11 protein-coding genes are annotated in these 19,433 nt (G+C 49.4%); 1 reads left to right on the forward strand and 10 read right to left on the reverse strand.

Features of this window, described 5'->3' with window-relative positions; all coding sequences use genetic code 11:
• Positions 1 to 2 precede the first annotated feature (2 nt).
• The 6 genes from PV783_RS33575 to PV783_RS33600 form a co-directional block, all read right to left on the reverse strand.
• The gene (locus PV783_RS33575; protein WP_420991081.1) at positions 3 to 1,082 is read right to left on the reverse strand and encodes a serine hydrolase domain-containing protein; all 1,080 of its coding nucleotides are present in this window, start codon (positions 1,080 to 1,082) and stop codon (positions 3 to 5) included.
• 9 nt (positions 1,083 to 1,091) lie between these two features.
• On the reverse strand, positions 1,092 to 2,990 hold the full coding sequence (locus tag PV783_RS33580) for a glycoside hydrolase family 97 catalytic domain-containing protein (protein ID WP_420991082.1): 1,899 nt from the start codon (positions 2,988 to 2,990) through the stop codon (positions 1,092 to 1,094).
• A gap of 6 nt (positions 2,991 to 2,996) precedes the next feature.
• Positions 2,997 to 6,470 (reverse strand): cellulose binding domain-containing protein, encoded by a 3,474-nt coding sequence (locus tag PV783_RS33585; RefSeq protein WP_420991083.1) that lies wholly within the window; start codon positions 6,468 to 6,470, stop codon positions 2,997 to 2,999.
• A gap of 18 nt (positions 6,471 to 6,488) precedes the next feature.
• Positions 6,489 to 8,231: a RagB/SusD family nutrient uptake outer membrane protein gene (locus PV783_RS33590; RefSeq protein ID WP_420991084.1), complete on the reverse strand. Its 1,743-nt coding sequence runs from the start codon at positions 8,229 to 8,231 to the stop codon at positions 6,489 to 6,491.
• Between the two features lie 21 nt (positions 8,232 to 8,252).
• A complete protein-coding gene (locus tag PV783_RS33595) occupies positions 8,253 to 11,522 on the reverse strand; it encodes a SusC/RagA family TonB-linked outer membrane protein (RefSeq protein ID WP_420991085.1) in 3,270 nt (1,089 codons plus the stop codon).
• Between the two features lie 202 nt (positions 11,523 to 11,724).
• The gene (locus PV783_RS33600) at positions 11,725 to 12,768 is read right to left on the reverse strand and encodes a LacI family DNA-binding transcriptional regulator (RefSeq protein ID WP_420991086.1); all 1,044 of its coding nucleotides are present in this window, start codon (positions 12,766 to 12,768) and stop codon (positions 11,725 to 11,727) included.
• Positions 12,769 to 12,983: 215 nt separating this feature from the next.
• Here PV783_RS33600 and PV783_RS33605 point away from each other — a divergent pair, with 215 nt between their 5' ends.
• A complete protein-coding gene (locus tag PV783_RS33605) occupies positions 12,984 to 14,096 on the forward strand; it encodes a LacI family DNA-binding transcriptional regulator (protein ID WP_420991087.1) in 1,113 nt (370 codons plus the stop codon).
• Here PV783_RS33605 and PV783_RS33610 read toward each other — a convergent pair.
• The 4 genes from PV783_RS33610 to PV783_RS33625 are packed head-to-tail and all read right to left on the reverse strand — an operon-like array spanning position 14,002 to position 19,424.
• Positions 14,002 to 15,234 carry an MFS transporter gene (locus PV783_RS33610; protein WP_420991088.1) on the reverse strand — a complete coding sequence of 411 codons (1,233 nt, stop codon included), beginning with the start codon at positions 15,232 to 15,234 and terminating at the stop codon, positions 14,002 to 14,004. The genes PV783_RS33605 and PV783_RS33610 overlap by 95 nt on opposite strands.
• Before the next feature lie 33 nt (positions 15,235 to 15,267).
• Complete coding sequence (locus PV783_RS33615) at positions 15,268 to 16,767, reverse strand: S41 family peptidase (protein WP_420991089.1); 1,500 nt, start codon at positions 16,765 to 16,767, stop codon at positions 15,268 to 15,270.
• A gap of 22 nt (positions 16,768 to 16,789) precedes the next feature.
• A complete protein-coding gene (locus PV783_RS33620) occupies positions 16,790 to 18,106 on the reverse strand; it encodes a MutS-related protein (protein WP_420991090.1) in 1,317 nt (438 codons plus the stop codon).
• 13 nt (positions 18,107 to 18,119) lie between these two features.
• Positions 18,120 to 19,424, reverse strand: a complete 1,305-nt coding sequence (locus tag PV783_RS33625) for a MutS-related protein (protein ID WP_420991091.1) — start codon at positions 19,422 to 19,424, stop codon at positions 18,120 to 18,122.
• Positions 19,425 to 19,433 lie beyond the last annotated feature (9 nt).

A 19,433-nucleotide genomic window follows, 5' to 3' on the forward strand; every position in this document is an offset into this window, starting at 1 on the left:
TTTTACAAACTTTTAGTTTTAAGTACTTCCCTCACCATCATTGGCAATACATAGCTGGCATAGAAAGAAGAAAAATGATGTTTCGCCGCCGTAACAGGATTTACATGCGCAATAAAAAAGCCGCAGACGTTGTTCCGGCAGTCTATCCACGGATAGGCGCCTGCCCAGGAAGGACTTGTAATCAGCGTTGCGGCGCCGCTGCTATCCACTTCTTCGCGCCATAATCCCAGGCCATAAACACCGGGATATGGAACGCCACGGGCAAGCCGCAGAAAATTATCCGCGGGCACAAAAGCATGGCCTGTCTGGCTGGCCGTCATTTCCTGAACAGATTGTTCCGACAGTACCCGTTTACCTTTGTACATGCCCCTGTTAGCAAACATTTCAAGGAAGCGGATATAATCACCCAGCGTGGTGCGGGCGCCACCACCCAGCATGGGACTATGCCCCGGCGTGGTATCCACCGGTGTAAAAAAAGTATGCGTCATGCCCAGCGGGCCGGCTATCTTCTCCTGGAATATAGTTTCCCAATCCTTACCGGTAGCCACTTCCGCCATACGGCCCGCCACCTGCATTCCCAAACCACCATAATGGAAAACCCTTCCCGGCATAGTATCAGCCGGCAAGGGTTGTATAAAAGATACGGATACACGTAGTGATGAGTAGTTGTCCGGTGGCCGGTTAGCCGGCTGATAATCCGGGAAGCCGGAGGTGTGGGAAAACAGTTGCCGCAGTGTAGCCGTACCTTTTATATCCGTAAATGCCGGCAGCCATTTATTTACCGGGTCGTCCCAGGAAAGACGGCCGTCTTCCGTTACGGCAGCCAGTGCTGCTGCCGCGAGCCATTTCCCCGCAGAGGCAATGTACACCTCTGTTTCCGGGGTATACTGCCCATAGCATTTTTCAAAAATAACCCGCCCGTCTTTTACAATCATCAGCGCTGCACCCGGGTAGTACACCGAATCCAGCCAGCCATTTATTTTATTATTCACAGGCGAGAAGTCATACTTCACTTGTGCGTAACCGTTAGGAGGCAACGCGCAAAGCATAGTAATAATACCAATGATAACAACACGATTCATATAAATCATTTATGCAGGACGGATCCATATGGCCTGTCCGCCGGAAGCCAATAAACGTATATCCAGCACCGTAGCCGCCGTTACCTTCATCGTTTTCACGCTTACTTTTGTTTTTGTTCCAACAGCAGGGTCATCCGCGTATATAGTAGCCAGGTATTTTTTTCCGGTTGTTAAAAAAGATAAGGGTACCTTCTGCGTACGTGCGTTATTGTTAGTAACAGCCCCTATAAACCAATCGGTTCCCTTTCTCCGGGCCGTGGTAATAAATTGCCCCGGCTCGCCGTTCAGTATTTTTGTTTCATCCCAGCTGGTGGGTACCTGTTCAAAGAAAGCGATCTCCGGTTCATTTTCATACAATGCCGGTTTATCGTACCAGAACAGGGTTTGCAAAGGGCTATACATTACCACACTCAGCGCCAGCTGATGCGCATGAGTGGTCTTTAACCTCTTATCATAGTAACAAATGGTATAATCGCCCGGTCCGGCAATCATGCGGGTAAAGGGCAACACGGTGTTATGCGTGGCGTCCGGAAATTCCTCGTTGCCCCGGATACCTTCCGCAGTAAGGAAATTAGGCCAGGTGCGCTGTTCACCGGTAGGGCGGTATTCATCATGAATATTCACCATGATGTTATTCTCCGCTGCCTTCTGCAACTCCTTCTGGATCCAGGTGGTCCAGCGATGCGACCCTACCTGTACAAACCCAAACTTAACGCCTGCTACGCCCCAGTTATGATACACTTTATACAGGGAATCCGACTGCGCCAGCAATGCCTGCTGATTTACATACAACCATACCCCTACATTTTTCTCCTTGCCATAAGCAATAATACGGGGCATATCCAGCGGCGCCACTACTTTGGTAGCATCCGATTCAAAGGTGAATGCAGGGCCGTACCATTTCCAGTCGAACAGGATATACTGCAAATGATGGGCAGCGGCAAAGTCGATGTACGCCAGTGCATCTGCCGTCGTTTGGGTCATCACGCGGATAATCTTTCCCGGCCTGATCCAGCTGGCATCCTTTACCTGGGAAGGCTTATTAAGATTTAAAACGATGAAATTATTTTCGATGATATCACCGGCCTTCTCTCCAGCCATGATCACGCGCCAGGGTGTACCCACCGGCGATACCAGGTCGGCAGGATCATGCAGGCTGGTTACAATGGTATTCGGTTTGCTTTTATCCAGTGTAAACTTTGTGCGGGAGTAATCTGTCATCTGCGCTTCCGCGAGACATACAAATTTCCCATCGGGCAACTGCAGGGTTAAGGGGCGCTCGCTGTTGCCGGGCCAGTTGCGCAGCGGTAGCAGGCGATAAGGCGCCTGTGCCCAGCTGGCGTGCCATGCCTGCGTGCCTTCCGGCAAAGTAAAGTTGGTGTTCTCCCCGGTAACCCGGTAATAAGTTCCTTTTTCATTTTCCGGGAAGAAGTAACGTAAGGCAATACCTTCATTGTACGCTCTTATCTCCACATCCATATTATACATGGCGTTATCCTCCTTTACCAGGTGAACCACCGTTTCATTGAAATGATCCCTGATCAGTTCCTGTTCGCCATACACCGGCTTCCAGGTGGTGTCCCGCGCGCTCCGGCTGATCCCCTTTACTACCAGGTTCTCACACCAGTTAGCATGCTGGTCTACTTTCAGCGCCATTGCCTGCTCACTGAGATGGTTATCCAGCTGGATATCCAGCAACGACTCCAGGATTACCGGCGTGTGCTTGTAGCTCACGGTATAATACATCTGCCGCCGTTGCTGCACATCCTGGCGCTGATAAAACTGCAGTTCGTAGTTTTTATCGGGCGACTGTAACACCACGCGGCTTTGTTCGATAATAGCATCCTGCGCAATGGCTACTGCTGTGGAAAGCAGGCACAGTCCCAGGCTAATGATTTTCTTATACATCTTTCGTTAAGGATTTATTACAATTCTCGTAGCCGGCTGTTTATTCAGCTGCACCATATATACGCCGGCAGCCACCTGTTTGTCCAGTTGTACGGTTACCACGCCGGAGGTATTCTTCCGGAACAGCTGATCATGCACGCTTTTCCCGTTCATATCATATACGACTATACGCAGATCCCGCTGCAACAGTTGTTTATCTACCCGTACATAAAATTCACGGCCGGTAAGCGGGTTAGGATACAGCAAGGTTGTGTTCAGCTCCTCCGCCGGCGCATACGCAACCATGTTCTTCAAACTCGCCGCCGGAAAGGGTTCTGTTCCATATATCAGCTGATCTTTATAGTAAACAGTTACCCGTTCATTCTCTCCGAAAGCACCCGCCGGTTTATAGGAATAATCATTTAACTCATTGAATTTACTCCAGTCGGATTTGGAGATCCGGTATTGAATATTACCGGTATTGGCTAAAGGATAAAGGATGCCTGCTGCGCTGTCTGTTTGCAGGTCAAAATAAGTATCGGCACTGTCGGCGGCAGGGTTCACGGCAACAAACCTGCGTGTCACATTGCCGGTACCAATAGCAGCGTATTCAATCGAGCTGTTCAAAGCGGCATTGCCATCTTTGGTAAACCAATAGCGAAAGGAAAGGTCTTTATACGCCAGTGGCACATTACCCGTATTATTTACCCGGATGTAATGGCTGATGGTATTGGTGTTAGCCACCGTGTTCCGGTTCTGAAAATACACTTTTACCTGCAGGGAATCCGGTATTATTTCCGGCTCGGCGCCTTGTACCAGGATGCCATTCCTGTACAGCGTGAAATGATCGTTCACCGCATAAGCCGCCTGCGCCTGGTAGGAATAATCGTCCGACTCATTCAATACAGGCCAGCCGGCAACGCCAAACCGGGATTTTATTTCACCGGAAGTATGGTTGGGCAACAGGTTTCCGGCGGTGCTGTCAAAACTGTATTCAATATAGCCATAAGCGCCGTGGTGCGGATTGGGCAAAGCGGCATATTTCATTTTCACCTTACCGCTACCCAACTGCGTATAGTCGACCAGGTTATTAACCGCTCCATTGTAATTTTCAGCCGTAAGCCAGTAACGGGCAGTTAGCTCCCCGTATGGAAAACCAACAGAATCAGCATTAATGATTTTGAAAAAAGGTTTGATCATATTGTTGGTGAGATGCTGGTCATCTCCATCTTTATACTGCACCTGTAACTGCAGTGGCTTGCTTTCCAGCAGCTGCGATACGGTATCGGCAGCGGCATACAGGCTATCACCCGGTTGCGTGGCAACAATCGTACAACTGCCTGCTCCTTTCACCTGTATTTTACCGGCGATGATGGTGGCAATAGTGGTATCTGTACTACTGTAACTAACGGGCAGGCCTGCACTGCTCACGGCGCCGGCATCAAAGGCAGTATCGCCGGGCCTTTTGGCCGGCAGTGCATTAAAGCTGATCGATTGCCCTAACACTACAGACACGTTATCGAAAGTAGAAGTATTGAGAGCAGTGGCGCTGCCGGAGCTTACTGCTACGCCTATGTAGTAGCTGTTACTCATACTGGTAGTAGCTGTGCCTACCATCAGCCAGTTCACGCCATCGGTAGATTCATAGGCGGTAAAAGTATTGCCATTACGCGTGAGCCGGAACCATGCGGGCAGCCAGGTGTAATCATTGCCGCCGGTCCAGGTCATGCTGCCGGCAGTAGCCGTGCGTGCGCCGAAAGCGGCCTGCCGCCAGCCGGCGTCTCCAAGTTTCATAAAGAATGTTTTCGCATCAGGCGCCAGCGACTCCCGGATCATAATACCCGCTTTACGCAGCGATCCGCTGATAGCAGAAAGCCTGGTGGTGATGGTGGCGTTGCCGGTTACATTTTTACAGGTAAATGCAAAAGCATCGGCAGTGCCGCTGATATCTGTTCCGGCGCCGGTAACCACAAAGCTGTTCCCTGCTACCGCTGCAAAGCTGCTGGTACCCGCGGTAGTTACGCTGCCAATGTCCTGCCGGCTCCAGCCCGTGGGCAGTGTGTCCGAAGCCGCCTGTGGCCGGGCATTTACCGCTGCCGTTTCACTGCTGCTGCCCGACTGGTTCACCGCCGACACCACGTAGTAATAGGTATTGCCGTTGGTAACGGTACCATCCACATAGCTGGAAGTGGTATTATCTGTCCACGACGCAATCGTCGTATAGGGGCCACCGTTAGCATCCGCTCTTTTTACTATATAGCCCTGCGTTGTATTACCCGGAGGCGCTGTCCATTTCAGCCATACCCGCGAAATACCCGCGGTGGCTGTTAAGCCGGCAGGAGCCGCCGGCGTGGGCAATGGCGGATAAGGGGATGCAGCGGCATCCAGCGTAAAGGCCAGGGTACCATAACCAAAATGATCGGCACTGCCATGCTCCGGCCGCATCAGCTGCGCCATCGCCTGTGTATTGGGCGCACTCAATCCTTTCCTCACTACATAATGATTATAGATCATCTCCCATATAGGACGGTCATCGAGCCGGCCGCGCCCATTGATAGATACCCATCGCTGGTTGGCATTCTTACAGTTATTATAAGCCGTATAGGGTACCTCATTCCAGAGATTTGTTTTGGCTACGTATTCCGCACCTGCGAGCAGGCGGTTATTATCATAACTATAAAGATCCAGTCCCTGGTTCCATGCCACCTCGCAAACGCTGGCCAGCAGCCCTACTCCCAGTTGCGCATGCTCCTGGTCACGACCGCTTTCCTGCCACTGTCCCAGGCCGCCGGGATGCAGCACGTATACCGCATTGGCAATGCTTCCAGCGCCGGGCCCGGTTTTGTAGTAGGTGATTGCTTCATTATATTTTGCGGTATCATCGCATAATACGCCTATCGTAAGGATAGCGCCTATGTTACACGCATCCCAGTTGGCCCAGTAGTTAGTGATACAGGCGCCGTTATGATTGGTTAGAAAGTTATGGCACACAGGGTACCAGTAAGTGATCATCATATCTTTAAACCGCGTAAAATCAGCAGGCGCCCAGCGCGGGCTGATACGCAGCAACTCTGCCGCCAGTGCAAATTCAAATATGGGAATACCACTCAGCCCCGGGATATCGGTACCGGTAGGCACCTGGTTCACGGCTGCCGACCATGCATTACAGATCCTGATGGCACAATCAGCATAACTGGTGTCGCCGGAAATATACCAGCGAAGCGCATTCAGGTAAGCAGCATGCGCATCGGCGGAAGCGCGTTGCCTGCTCCCGCCCATATTGGCGCGGGGTGCAGGCGTATAAGTATTCCGTGCCTGGGGATCTGCAATCAGCCGGTTCCAGTCGTCAATCCAGGGATGAGCCCCGGCGGCTACTTTAGCTTTCATCCGGTCGAGGTCTGCCTGTGTATGCAAACCCCCCGGATGAACAAACGACTGGGCTTTCACCTGGGTGTATGTGCTGGTTAACAGCAACAATGAACAAAGAATATACTTGTGCATAACTGTGGAATTAAAGGGTTATTCCCATCCCGGGTTTTGTTTAAGTTGAGGGTTTAGCTGGATCTGGTTCGTAGGTATGGGGATCAGGTAATTCTTTTCTGTAAACTTTCTTTCGCTCACAGGATCGGCGAGTACGTCTCCATCAGCGGTAAGCGGCGGCGCCTTCGTATACTTAGTGGCAAACTCGGTGCCTGCCCAGCGTACGCCCAGCAATGGTTTCGTCAGTTCAATATGCGCAATATGCCAGCGTTTCAGGTCGTCCATCCGCTGACCTTCTCCCTGTAATTCCACGGCTCTTTCTCTTCTTATTTCCTCCCGCATATCCAGGCCATGAAGCGCTGCAAAACTATTGCTCAGTTTGGGCATGGCATTGCTGGTATTGATACGCAGCCGCACCAGGTTTAAAGAGCGGTCCAGGTCTGCATCTGTGATCAGGCCATTGCGTTCGTATACAGCTTCGGCATAGTTAAGATATACTTCTGCCAGCCGCAATACCGGGTAATCATATCCCTCCTGGCTGTTGGGCACCTTTCTTTCAGCAGCCCATTGCTGGTTGTTATACGCGGTAATATCATTGGCCCAGGGATCAAACAGCGGGCGGGCATTGGCGATATCGGCGGGGCTCCAGTCCCAGTTGATATGCCAGTTGGTGGCATTCTGCCAGTATAAATACCCGGGTACCATCATGAAGTAACGCATGCGGTTATCGCGTTGCTGGTATTCGGAATTCATTTTAGCGCGACTGAAAGCCGTTGCCGTTTTGCTGATCGGCAGGCCATCGCTGCACAGGTACATATCGGCCATTTTACGGCTCATATCTGCACCCAGCGCTCCAAAGGAAATCTGGTTGGGAATTGTTTTCAGCAGGTTATTCGATTCATAGCGTACAGCCAGGATATATTCATTGTTTAACGCTTTGGTAACGCCTGCCGGGTTGGATTTCTGGTTCTCCAGGATAAACAGGTACTTCAGCGCAGAATCACCGAGTACCGCAGGTTTAAACAAAGAGAACTGCGCACTGGAAATCACTGCGTCTGAATTGGCGATCGACTTACTCAGCAAAGCATTATACCGGCTGGCATCTCCATTCCGGTACTTCTGCCAGGTGCCTTCGTATAAACAAACCCTTCCCAGGAAAGCCTGTGCGGCCTGTTTACTGATGCGGCCTTTATCGGCATCGCCTATAGCGCCCTCCAGTGGCAGGTCCGGAATAGCCGCCTCCAGGTCTGCAATAATGAAATCGATGGTTTCATCACGGGTATTGCGTGCAGCGGTCAATTCAGGAGATGTAGTGGTTAACACATCTTTCACCAGGATTACGCCGCCATAGGAAGTGAGCAGTTTATCAAAGTACACATAAGCGCGGAAAAATTTTGCTTCCGCTACATATTGTTTCAGCTCCGCCGGGTTTGCATACCCACTTGCTTTCGCCAGCAGGTAATTGATATTGCGGATCCATTTATAGGCATCGTTATAGTTGTTATCATTAGACACAATGGTGTTGGTGCCGCGGGCAATAGCGCCACGATCGGCCGCCAGGTCGGACCCGGTATGACCATCGCCGTTACCATTGCTGAAAGAACGCAGGTAATTATAAAAAGTATTGGCCGCCAGTTTAAAATCATTGGGCTTCCTGTAAAAATTGGTGTCCTGCACTGCATCCTTTGGTTTCAGGTCCAGTGCGCTTTTACAACCATAAGGTGTTATTGCAAACAGGTAAGCTGCCAATATCAGCGGAGTATATTTCAAAATCTTTTTCATGTGAATGCTTTTTTGTTGGAACTAGAAGGTAACGTTTACGCCAAAGGTGATCAGGCGGAAGAAAGGATAGCGTTGCGCTCCGCCGCTTACGTCGGAAGTTTGTTCCGGATCCCATTTGTCTTCCACTTTGGTGAACTCCCAGATGTCGTTGGCAGATACGTATACCCGTAACCGTTGCATCTTTATCCGTTTGGATAATTCAGGCGAAAGCGTATAGCCGAGCACGATATTCTTCAAACGGATATAAGCGCCGTTTTGCATAGACCAGTCGGAGATCTGGTAGTTATAGGCCGCATAGTTGCCAAACCCTTTATTGGTAGCGGTAGTCAAAATAGGCAACTCCGCATTGGGATTATCGGGTGTCCATGTTTTACCTACCCACCAGTCGCCATGTCCCTGCCAAATGGTACCAAACGGCGTACTCCAGTCGGAGCGACGATAAATCTGTTGTTTGGCAACGCCCTGGAATACGGCGCTGAAATCAAACCCATTCCATTCACCGCCAAAGTTTACAGCATATACATACCGTGGATCGCTTCTGCCCAGGTACACTACATCGCCATCAGGGATAGGATTGCCATTAGCATCTTTCTTTCCAAGTAAATACTGGTTGGCGCCCGCATTGGTGAGCCTTCCATCTCCGTTAATATCTTTATAACGGTTAATTCCTTTGATCATCTGCGTAGCGCCGGGCATATTGGGAATACTGCTTCCGGGCACCAGGCTGGCATAATCTGCCGCTTCTTTATCTGTCTGAATACGGCCATCATACTTAAATCCAAAATAAGAATTCAGTGCATACCCTTCTAAGTTCTGTTTACCCGCAGCAACAATATTGGCGCCACCAAAATTCACCAGCTTATTGCTATTGTCGGTGAGCGTTCCGTTAATATAGTAAGATACCTTGCCTATCTGATCTCTCCAGCCTATGGACATTTCCCATCCCCATACCTTCAGTGCGCCAATGTTGGCTGATGGCGCCACAGCGCCTAATACAGCGGAGTATACCTGCGGCAGGAGCATGTTATTATTCTGCTTCCAGAAGTAATCGAATGTACCGTACAAATGACTGTTCAGTACCGTAAAGTCCACCCCGATGTTCTGGTTATGCACTTTCTCCCAGGTTCTGTTCAGGCTTACCAGCGTATCTCTCGGACCAGCCATCACGGAGCGGGAACTGTAATTGCCGAGTACCGCGCCCTGGCCGAAATTTATCCGGGAAATATAATCGTATAGTCCTATACCCGACTGGTTACCTACCGTACCTGCGGAGCCGCGCAGTTTTAATTCGTTTACAAATTTTATGTTGCGCATAAAGTTCTCCTGCGAAATACGCCAGCCTGCAGAAAGACCGGAATAAAATTTCCAGCGGTGATCTGCATCAAACCGGGAACTGCCATCGTAACGACCGTTGGCTTCAAAAAGATATTTATCCTTATAAGCGTAGTTAAAACGACCAAATGCAGACCCGATGGCCCATTCGGAGATATTTTCCGCATTGGAGCGGGTGGTGTTATCACCCAACCCAAGACCTAAAGCCGGCACATCATTGCTGGCCAGGTTGGTAGTAGTGGTGGAGAAAAAGTTGTTCTGATCACGTTCATAGTTAATACCTGCCACCACCGAAAAATTATGTACGGTTTTTATATTCTTTTTATACTCGAGATAAGCATTGGTATTAAAATAAACATCCCTTAACTCTCCCCTGGTGTAGGAAGACTGATCCTGTGAAGGATTATCGAGGTATTGGTAACTTTCTGAATAATTGTAGATGCCGGATATTGATTTATACTGGTTCTTCGTACCTATAGACGTCCAGTTATAACCTACTGATCCTATCAGCTTCAGATCTTTAGCGAGGGTGAAGTCGAGCCGTGTATTGGCAAACACGCGGCTGTTGTATGTTTTCGACTCTCCGCCCAGCTCCAGCAACCAGTTGCGTGCAGGTTGCGTACCCCAGGCATAAGGCTTGCCGTGGATAGTAGCCACGGGAAAACCAGGTTGCGAACCATAATTGATTTCACCCTGCCGGGTAGGTACTACCACATCATTTTTCTCCATTGAGATATTGGTATACATTTTAAACCAGGGCGCAAAAGTATAATCGTGCGTAAAGCGTACGTTATAGCGTTTGTTGGAGTTCTGGCCCCATTTGAGCATACTGCCGTCGTCCATATAACCGAGCGATAAACGGTACCCCATTTTGTCTGTGGCCGCAGATATACTCAGGTCGTGCTGTGTAGAGGTAGCCCTTCCGTTGCCCCACAGGATATCTATCGGGTTGGTATCAAAAAAAGTATAGTCCTTTACATCTGTAAAACCAATGGTTTCGCCTCCTGCCTGGTAAGCCGGTGTGTTTTTATCGATATACAAACTATCGGGGCGGTTGATCCATGCCCGTGCATATTTGGTCCAGATCCAGTTTTCATCGGGTACGCCACCGGTAGAAGCGTTGGAGATCGCCTGGAGCATATATTGCCCGTACTGATCACTGCCCAGGAAGGATGGTTTTAAACCCATTCTTTTTTGTGACACCGAGCCGTTGTACTGGATAGAAGGCAGTCCGGCTTTTGCCCTTTTAGTGGTGATCAGCACCACGCCCCCTGCTGCACGTGCACCGTAAATGGCTGCTGCCGCATCTTTCAGGAACGACATATTATCTATATCCGATGGATTGATAGAATTGAGTACGCCCACGCCCTGCATCGGAATGCCGTCTATTACCACCAGCGGTTCTGTACCATTGGTAGAAGTGGCGCCTCTCATCTGGAAGTTCCAGCCCTCTTGCCCGGGGGCTGCGGCCCTGCGGGTAACGATCACACCGGGTACCTGGCCCTGCAGTGATGCCAGTGGATTGGATACCACGCCGCGGTCCTGGAATACCTTTGAGTCTACTGTGGCAATAGCGCCGGTGAGGGTGGCTTTCTTCTGCTGACCGTACCCCACTACCACTACTTCATTCATGTCCGCATTATTAATTTCCAGTTTAATGGTGATGGCGGTTCTGTTGCCCACAGGCAGTTCCAGCGCTTTAAACCCGATGCTGCTGATCACCAGTATATCGGTGGGTGCTGCTTTAACACTAAAGCGACCGTTGGCATCTGTGGCGGCGCCGGTATTAGCGCCTTTTACGCGAACGGTGGCGCCTATCACGGGCTCATTCTTCGTGGCGTCCGATACCGTGCCTGTTACCGTTTTTAAGTCTTGTGAATAAACAGCTGACGGCATGCTCAGGAGAAAAATGCAGGGCAGCACGCAGCGATAAACGACATGGTTGTACAATCGTTTCATAACGGGATAATTTTATGTTTTAATAAATGAATGGTTGTTGTGCGGGCAGCAGTTGCGCCTGGCTTAATTGAAAAGGAAACCATTCCATACATCGTGGATTAAATCCTGGTTGCATTGTTTTAATTTTTATCAGTAACGTGAATAATTCCGGGATGCCGGTTAATCGATTAAGTTATATTCTCAAGCAAACGTTTGCATGTAATTATGAAGATGAATACTTTTTGCTGTTTGTCCGCAAAGACGACTCCCGGATGATCAGCCGGGTGGGCAATACAACGGTTGAAGCGCGGGAAATATCTGCTGTATCCGCCATGCAGGCAATGAGCTTTTTCATCACCTGTTCTGATATTTCCTGCATCGGTTGTGCAACAGCGGTGATAGCAGGAGAAAACAGGGAGAAATGTGTGTTATCATCAAAGCCCACAATAGCCATATCGGCAGGAACCTTTTTGTGCAGGTTGTTAATAGCATCCAGTCCGCTGATGGCGAGGTAGTTGGTGGCAAATAGTACACCGTTCATGTCCTTATTCTTTTTGATAAACAGTTTGACTTTCTCCGCAATCTTGTCCGGGTGAAGCCGGTAAGGGATCTTCAATACCCGGAGCTGTATGCCTGCTTCCTGCAGGGCTGCTGTATAACCGGCCAGGCGGTCGCTCATCTGGACCTGCGTTGAATCCAGTGTAACAAAGCCGATGTGCCGCGAGCCCTGTTCCAGCATATGCCGCGTAGCCTGGTAGGCGCCATTGAAATTGTCCACTACCACGTTCACGGTGGGCAGCCCGGGGAAATACCGGTCGAAAAGGATCACCGGCAGGTGATCATCTATCAAAGCCTTTACCTCCTGCTCAATACCCGGCGCCGGTGCAATAATATAACCATCTACCTGTGCGTCGCGGAACACTTTGATCAGTGCCTGCGTAATACGCGTATCGTTTTCTGTACTGGAATAAAAGATCTTATAGTCAAGCCGGCTGGCTATTTTTTCTACCTCCCTGGCAATACTTGAAAAGAAAGGATCGGCGATATCTTCCACCAGCATGCCAATGGTTTTGCTTTTACCGGTACGCAGGCTTTTAGCCACCATGTTAGGCCGGTAGCCCGCCTGCCGCGCAAAAGCCAGTATCCTCTTTTCCTGTACGGCGCTGATGCGTTTCTCCTGTGCCTTTCCGTTCAGCACATAGGAAACCGTGGCAGAGGACACATTTAATTGCCGGGCAATGTCATGAATAGATATCTTCTTATACACGTGGATTGAGCTTAATCGATTATGCCGTAGATCTGAAAAAAATAAAATTCTCCCCCGGCAGACTGTAAAAAGTAGCCCGCAAACATTGAATTTCTAATTAATTGTCAAATTAACACTTATATTTGAACTACTGCCATCAGCCGGACTATTTATTAGGGCAAACGTTTGCATAAATATGGGCTTCTATCTTTTAAATATTTTTTAATAGCCATGTTATGATAAAGCAACCAATCACAATTAAAGACATTGCCAGATCACTGGGCCTCTCCTTTTCCACGGTATCCAGGGCATTGAAAGGAAGTTACAAGATCAGCGACGCCACACAACAGCTGGTAAAGGAATATGCTGCCAAACATAACTACCGCCCCAACCTCATGGCCCAGAGCCTGAAGAACAAAAAAAGCCGCTGCCTGGGCATCGCCCTCAGCAGTATCCCCAATAATTTTTATGCGGAAGTAATCAGCGGCATAGAATCGGCCGCTTATAATAAGGACTACCTGGTGATGATCACCCAAAACGATGAATCTTATGAAAGAGAGGTAAAAAACCTGGAAAATCTTTCCTGGCGGGCCATCGACGGACTACTCCTTTCCTTATCCGCCGGCACTACCGATGTAGGGCATATACAGCAACTACATGAACAGGGACTGCCCATCGTATTATTCGACCGTGTTACGGATGCCATCAACACCCACCAGGTGATTGCCGATAATAAAGGCGGCGCCTTTAATGCCACCACACACCTGCTGGAATGCGGCTACCGGCATATTGCACACATCACCGGCGCCGCTGGTCTTTCTATTACAAAAGAACGCCTGCAGGGTTACCAGGAGGCATTGCTGGCCCATCACCTGCCTGTGCGCGACAGCTACATCAAATACTGCGATGCCTGCGGCAACAATATTCCCGAAGCCGAAAACGCTATCCGCGAACTGCTGTCGCTGGAAACGCCGCCGGATGCATTGCTGGTAGGATCAGACCGGCTTACCATGCGCTGCTTTTCCCTCCTGCACGAACAAGGTATACGCATCCCCCAACAAATGGCCCTCGCCGGGTTCAGCAATTTCAGCTCCCCGGAACTCCTGTCGCCCTCCCTCACCACCATCCGGCAATCTGCCTTTGAAATGGGAAAAATCGCCGCGGAACTACTGATAGACCTGATAGAAAGGAAACGGCCGCTCACCACTTTTGAAACAAGGGTCCTGCCTACTCATCTCTGCATCCGGAACTCCACTATTGGCCATCCCCTATCGCCTTCCGCTTCCGGTACAACAGGAACACGCGGTACATCACCAATGCACTCGCAAGGATCAGGAGTACATAGCTAAACGACAAATGCCTGCCATCTTCGGCAGGCAACACATATATCAATCCATAACTCAGCATGGAAACAATTACATAACACAACCCACCCGTGAGCCCGCCGGCTATCCCCGCATTTTTGGGAAATATCTGCAAACAAAAAGTAAAGTAATTATTGTAGGTAAACCCTGCGCCCACATGCACAAGGAAAGCAAACACCAGTATGGTCCACAACCCACCATACAGGGAAAACATCACCAGCAAGAGCAACGCCGCTGCCAATTGCAACACCACGTTGATGCTCATCTTCTTCACAAAAGGTTTGTTGATCATCCCCTTCCCTAAAAATCCGCCCACCATCCAGGCAAAACCCAGGAACAGCGAACAGTAACCAGTGATCACAGGCGACAGGTTAAAATGATGCTCAATAATAAAAGGACCGGACATGTTATATACCATCACCATCGAATAGGCGAGCCCCAGCATCACGATACCCAGTGTAAAACTGCCCGTACGGATCATCCCGTAATAAATAGACAGGATCTTTGCCGGGTGAAACGGCGTAGTATGCTGGATGGTTTCCCCGCTGAAGATCACCTCCATCAATAATAATACAGCGGCAAAACCACCCAGGAAATAAAAGTTGGATTCCCAGCCAAAGTTCACTTCAAGATATCCCCCGATAAAAGGCGCTACAATAGGGCCGGTAGACCAGATAATAGTAAAAAGACTCAGGTAATGTTTCAACTGCTCACCCTTGTAGAGGTCTACAATAAAGGCACGCTTACTCACCACCATCGCCGCTATGGTAATACCATGCAGCACCCTCATGGCGTAAATCACATAAATATTGTGCGTGTTGGCAATGGTAACACAGGAGGCACAAAAGATCAGCATCGCCACCAATGCAATCCGGTACCGGCCAAAACTATCCAGCAGGCCACCTATAAAAAGCTGCGATAAACCGTAGCTGATCAGGAAAAGACTCAGCGTAAGCTGGGCCTGGCTGTTGGAAATACCGAGGGCATGCGTCATGCCCGGCAGCGACGGGATGTATATGTCCGTGGCAAACCCCGACATGGGAATCATGGCAAAAGCCAACAAGGTGGCTATTCCTATATTCTTATCTTTTATTCTTTGTTGCTTAACGGTGCTGGTGGTCATATTACAGTTGCTGGTGATTCATTCACCGCAAAATTACTGCATCTGGTCAACTTTACCGCCGGCTTTGATCAACTCAAGCGTATACGCGATCTCAGGGTCCTTACCCGACTGGATATACGTAGTAAATTTCGTCAGCGGAATTTCCCTGTCAGGGATAATACCACGGCCATTGTCGGCGCTGGCATTAAAGAAATACAACTCCGACAACGGCACGGTTAACACACAATTGGTTTTTGGCAACAGGTATTTCAGAAACCACGCGGCCGTAGTAGCGGCCACGCCACTGCCTGTTTCCTTCCCGATGATCTCGCCCCGTTTGTTTTTCTGCACAAGCGAAGCAAAGTAAGTAGCCGCAGAAACAGTGCCACCGCCCGTCAGCACATATACGTTCCCATGAAACGCATCTTTATCGGGCGGAAAATTTTCCAGTAACCCTTCTTTCAAACGGGCATTACCCACATAAAAACCGGAAGAGTCTTTATCAAACCGCTGGTAAAGAAAGTTTTTATGCCCCTGGATATCTTCGTCAGATAACCGCCTGCCGTTATCCGCCACCGCATATTCCGGGTAGGCCAGGTCTATGGTACGGGTGCGGTAATTATAAACATTCCGGAAAGGCGCATCTACCAGGAAAGAATAAAGTAATGCAGAGATAGCGGGATTACCACCGCCGTTACTACGGATATCTATAATCACCTGCTTGTATTTCCGTTTGTTTACTTCCCGGAAAAATTCACTGAACTCCTTATAAGCGTCCGCTTCATTTAACGCAAAGGTATTTACGGTGAGCAGCCCCGTTTGTGTATCATCAAAATAATTATTGTAGATATAATACGCCCGTTGCAAAAGGTTCACCGGGAACACCGACTGCCGCCCTGCATGATACGCCTGTGTGGGATCTGCAGCGGGAAGCGTAATCCGTTTCACCTCCCTGCTCCCCGGCGCCAGAAAAGCTACCTGGTAACTTTTAAGCCGCGGGTTACGCAAACTGAAAATTACCTGGAAATTAGGGTACAGCCTGTCCATCCCGGTAGTAATGTAACCATCGCTGTAAGCCGGCGCCGATAAGGCGCCGAGAATATCTTTCACCGGCACGTTGTTAATACTCACCAGCTCCGCCCCGAAAGGAATACTGCCGCCTTTGAGGTTTACGAATATCTTCTCCCGTTCTATCATCACGGGAAACGGAAAGAAATTGATCATGCTGTACAACTCCTTCCCGTTGTCATTTGAAAACGCCAGATTGGTATGTACATCCTTTACCAGGTAAATAGGCGAATACTGCACGCCCGACAATACATCCGGCTGCTGCGCTACCTTATTCAGTAATGAATCCACTTTATGCGCAAAGGCTACCGAGTCTATAAACTTATACGGATTGGGATGTTGTTTTTTTAAGATCTCCACCGCCAGTTTAAAATCTGAAATAAGATCTTCCTTTGTCAGGTTCGATAATTTTTTTTCCTGTGCGGCTGTGTTCAGGCAATAGAAAGCCTGTATGGCGGTTACGCCAAATATCAACAGTTGCTTCATATGATGTTATTATTTTTCTGTGTTAAGAACCGATCAGTTCCAGGATGCCTTCATTCCGGATGATCATCATCCCCTGACGGTCTTCCGTGATGCCTTCCTGCAACCGGTAAGTATAACGCGGCCGGTTGCCATCCATAATAGTTGGTAAATAAACGAATTGTACATTGCTGCTGCCTCTTAATGCCTCCCCCACTTCAATGATATGCGTTGACACAATAAAGAGGCAGTCGTGGTACTCCGCAAAAGCGGCCGTCACCGCCAGCGTACCATCGTACGCATCTTTTACATTGGTGCCTTTGAACAGCTCATCGAACATCAGCAGTAAGCGCTGCCCGCTGGCGGCGGCTTCTGCTGCGTGTTTCACACGTACCACTTCTGCGTAAAAATGGCTGTAACCAAGACTGATATTATCCGCCACATTGATAGAAGAGTATATTCCCTCCCGTACAGAAAACTGCATATGCGCCGCCGCCACCGGGAATCCCATATGCGCCAGGTACATCCCGATGCCTACAGATTTCATCAGGGTGGATTTACCGGCCATATTGGCGCCGGTTAAAAACAACACATTACTGTGCTCCTGCATCTGCACAATGTTTCCTACGGCGCCGTCGATACAGGGGTGGGCCAGCTCTTCAGCGGACAACATATTTTCCGTGTGCGGCAACGCATCCGCATAGGTAAATCCCCTGGCGCGCGCCACATCACTCACCGCGATGTTTACATCCAGCTCATAAATAAACAACAGCACTTCTTCCATCTCTTTCCGGAACCTGCTCTTCAGCAGGTGATCATAAAAGGCCAGGGTTTTCACCGGCAACGCCTGGTAGATATCCATATTCAGCAGGCGTTCCAGCAGCTTATCGGAGAGGATGGTTTTTACTGCCTTTAAACGGGAGGTATAAGCCCCCATATCGGGCGGTGTCATTTCGAGAAAAGAATAACATCTCTTCAACGTAACAATAGTTGCCTGTAATCCCTGCACTTTTTTCTTGTAGCGTTCGTCGCGGGTAAGACCGGAAAGCCATTTTTTGAGGAGGGTATCCGCCAATGTCAGTAACCCGTTACCCTGCATACCCGCATCCAGGTACTCGCGCATTAAATTAAGCTGCGATACATCAAAAGGAAAATTCAGTTTCGCCCGCTGAAAACCCCGGAAAACACTGCTGCGGTCATTGATAGCATCAGCCTCCTCCAGCGGGTGACGAAACATATCGTCGAGCAACTGTTCCCCTCCTCTTGTTTTTACGTGGTTGAACAAATGATATACGGAACCCTGCCGGTACTTGCCCAGCAGGTTCAGTTCATCCATCGTTTGCCTGTCTGTATTAAAACCCATGATGATTATTTTTTTATTTCACAAGATGTGCAACGCTACGCTTCTTCCCGTTCTTCAATGTTTCCAGGATCCCTTCGTTCCTGATAATGATCATACCATGCCGGTCGTCGGTGATACCCCGTTCCAGCGTATAGGTATACTCCGGCGTATGGCCGTTCATACGCGTAGGCAGGTACAGGAACCCGATATTGCCCCGTTGCTTTAACTCCTCCCCGGCTTCCACAATGTGCGAGGAAATAATGAACATACTTTTTTTCTTCCCGGCAAAGGCATTGGTAATAGCTACGGTAGCTTCATGCGCATCTTTTACGTTGGTACCGCGGAACAGCTCATCAAATATTACCAGCAACGATTTCCCCGCGCTTAGTTCTGTCGCTATTTTTTTTACGCGCAGCACTTCCGCGTAAAAGTGACTGGCGCCAATACCCAGGTTATCCGGCAGGTTGATGGTGGTGTAAATGCCATCCATCACCGAAAACTCCATGAACCCCGCAGCTACGGGAAAGCCCATATGCGCCACATAAACAGCAGTGCTTAAAGAGCGCAGAAATGTAGACTTGCCCGCCATATTGGCCCCCGTTAAAAAGATGAGGTTCTGACTGGCATTCATTGCCAGGTTGTTGCCAATAGGCTGTTTCAGTCCGGGATGATATACCCCTTCCAGTTTCAGTTCAGTGGTGCCTTTATCAAGTGCTTTGGGAAAAACAAATTGCCTGTCCACCGCCACTTTGGCCACGGAGAGATACACATCCAGGTAATAGATATACCCCATCAGCTTTTCTATCTTATACCGCTCGCGGGTCCGGAACAGGAGATCATAGGCGGTTACGGCCGCATAGGATAACTTCCCTTTCCCGCTTTCTTTCAGCGCCGGTTCAAAAGCGGCATCCGTGAGTAATACCGCAATGCGTTCCCGTTCCCGTGCATAGGCAATGATGCCGGTTACTGCTTCTTCTTCTATAAATTTTTTTATAAGATGAATAAGTGATATCACGGCGCTTACCCCGTTGGCAATATCTTTTTCGCTCAGCACGGTTTGTTTTTCGCTGGCGCCGGTATTCATCAGGTACTTCTCGGCCATATCAAACAAGGCCGCATCAAAGGGGAACACCAGTTTCAGGCGGGCAAAATGCGCAATCACGCTGCTTCTCCTGTTGATCTCCTCGCGGTCCGACAGCGGGTTACGGAACATCTCTTCCAGTACCGTTTCGCCGCCACGGGTGTGGGTATGGTTGTACAGGTCGTAGATGCCGCCCACATCACGTTTACCGAATATTCTAAGATCGTCTATCGTTTGATCATCTGTTTGTAAAAACATAGTTTCCGT

Source organism: Chitinophaga sp. CC14 (genome assembly GCF_048957795.1).
Lineage (GTDB): Bacteria > Bacteroidota > Bacteroidia > Chitinophagales > Chitinophagaceae > Chitinophaga > Chitinophaga ginsengisegetis.

What these genes read in the sequence shown, in the direction of transcription:
- PV783_RS33575 (WP_420991081.1), bottom strand. Translation starts at nt 1,082, where the DNA reads ATGAATCGTGTTGTTATCATTGGTATTATTACTATGCTTTGCGCGTTG.
- PV783_RS33580 (WP_420991082.1), bottom strand. Translation starts at nt 2,990, where the DNA reads ATGTATAAGAAAATCATTAGCCTGGGACTGTGCCTGCTTTCCACAGCA.
- PV783_RS33585 (WP_420991083.1), bottom strand. Translation starts at nt 6,470, where the DNA reads ATGCACAAGTATATTCTTTGTTCATTGTTGCTGTTAACCAGCACATAC.
- PV783_RS33590 (WP_420991084.1), bottom strand. Translation starts at nt 8,231, where the DNA reads ATGAAAAAGATTTTGAAATATACTCCGCTGATATTGGCAGCTTACCTG.
- PV783_RS33595 (WP_420991085.1), bottom strand. Translation starts at nt 11,522, where the DNA reads ATGAAACGATTGTACAACCATGTCGTTTATCGCTGCGTGCTGCCCTGC.
- PV783_RS33605 (WP_420991087.1), top strand. Translation starts at nt 12,984, where the DNA reads ATGATAAAGCAACCAATCACAATTAAAGACATTGCCAGATCACTGGGC.
- PV783_RS33610 (WP_420991088.1), bottom strand. Translation starts at nt 15,234, where the DNA reads ATGACCACCAGCACCGTTAAGCAACAAAGAATAAAAGATAAGAATATA.
- PV783_RS33615 (WP_420991089.1), bottom strand. Translation starts at nt 16,767, where the DNA reads ATGAAGCAACTGTTGATATTTGGCGTAACCGCCATACAGGCTTTCTAT.
- PV783_RS33620 (WP_420991090.1), bottom strand. Translation starts at nt 18,106, where the DNA reads ATGGGTTTTAATACAGACAGGCAAACGATGGATGAACTGAACCTGCTG.
- PV783_RS33625 (WP_420991091.1), bottom strand. Translation starts at nt 19,424, where the DNA reads ATGTTTTTACAAACAGATGATCAAACGATAGACGATCTTAGAATATTC.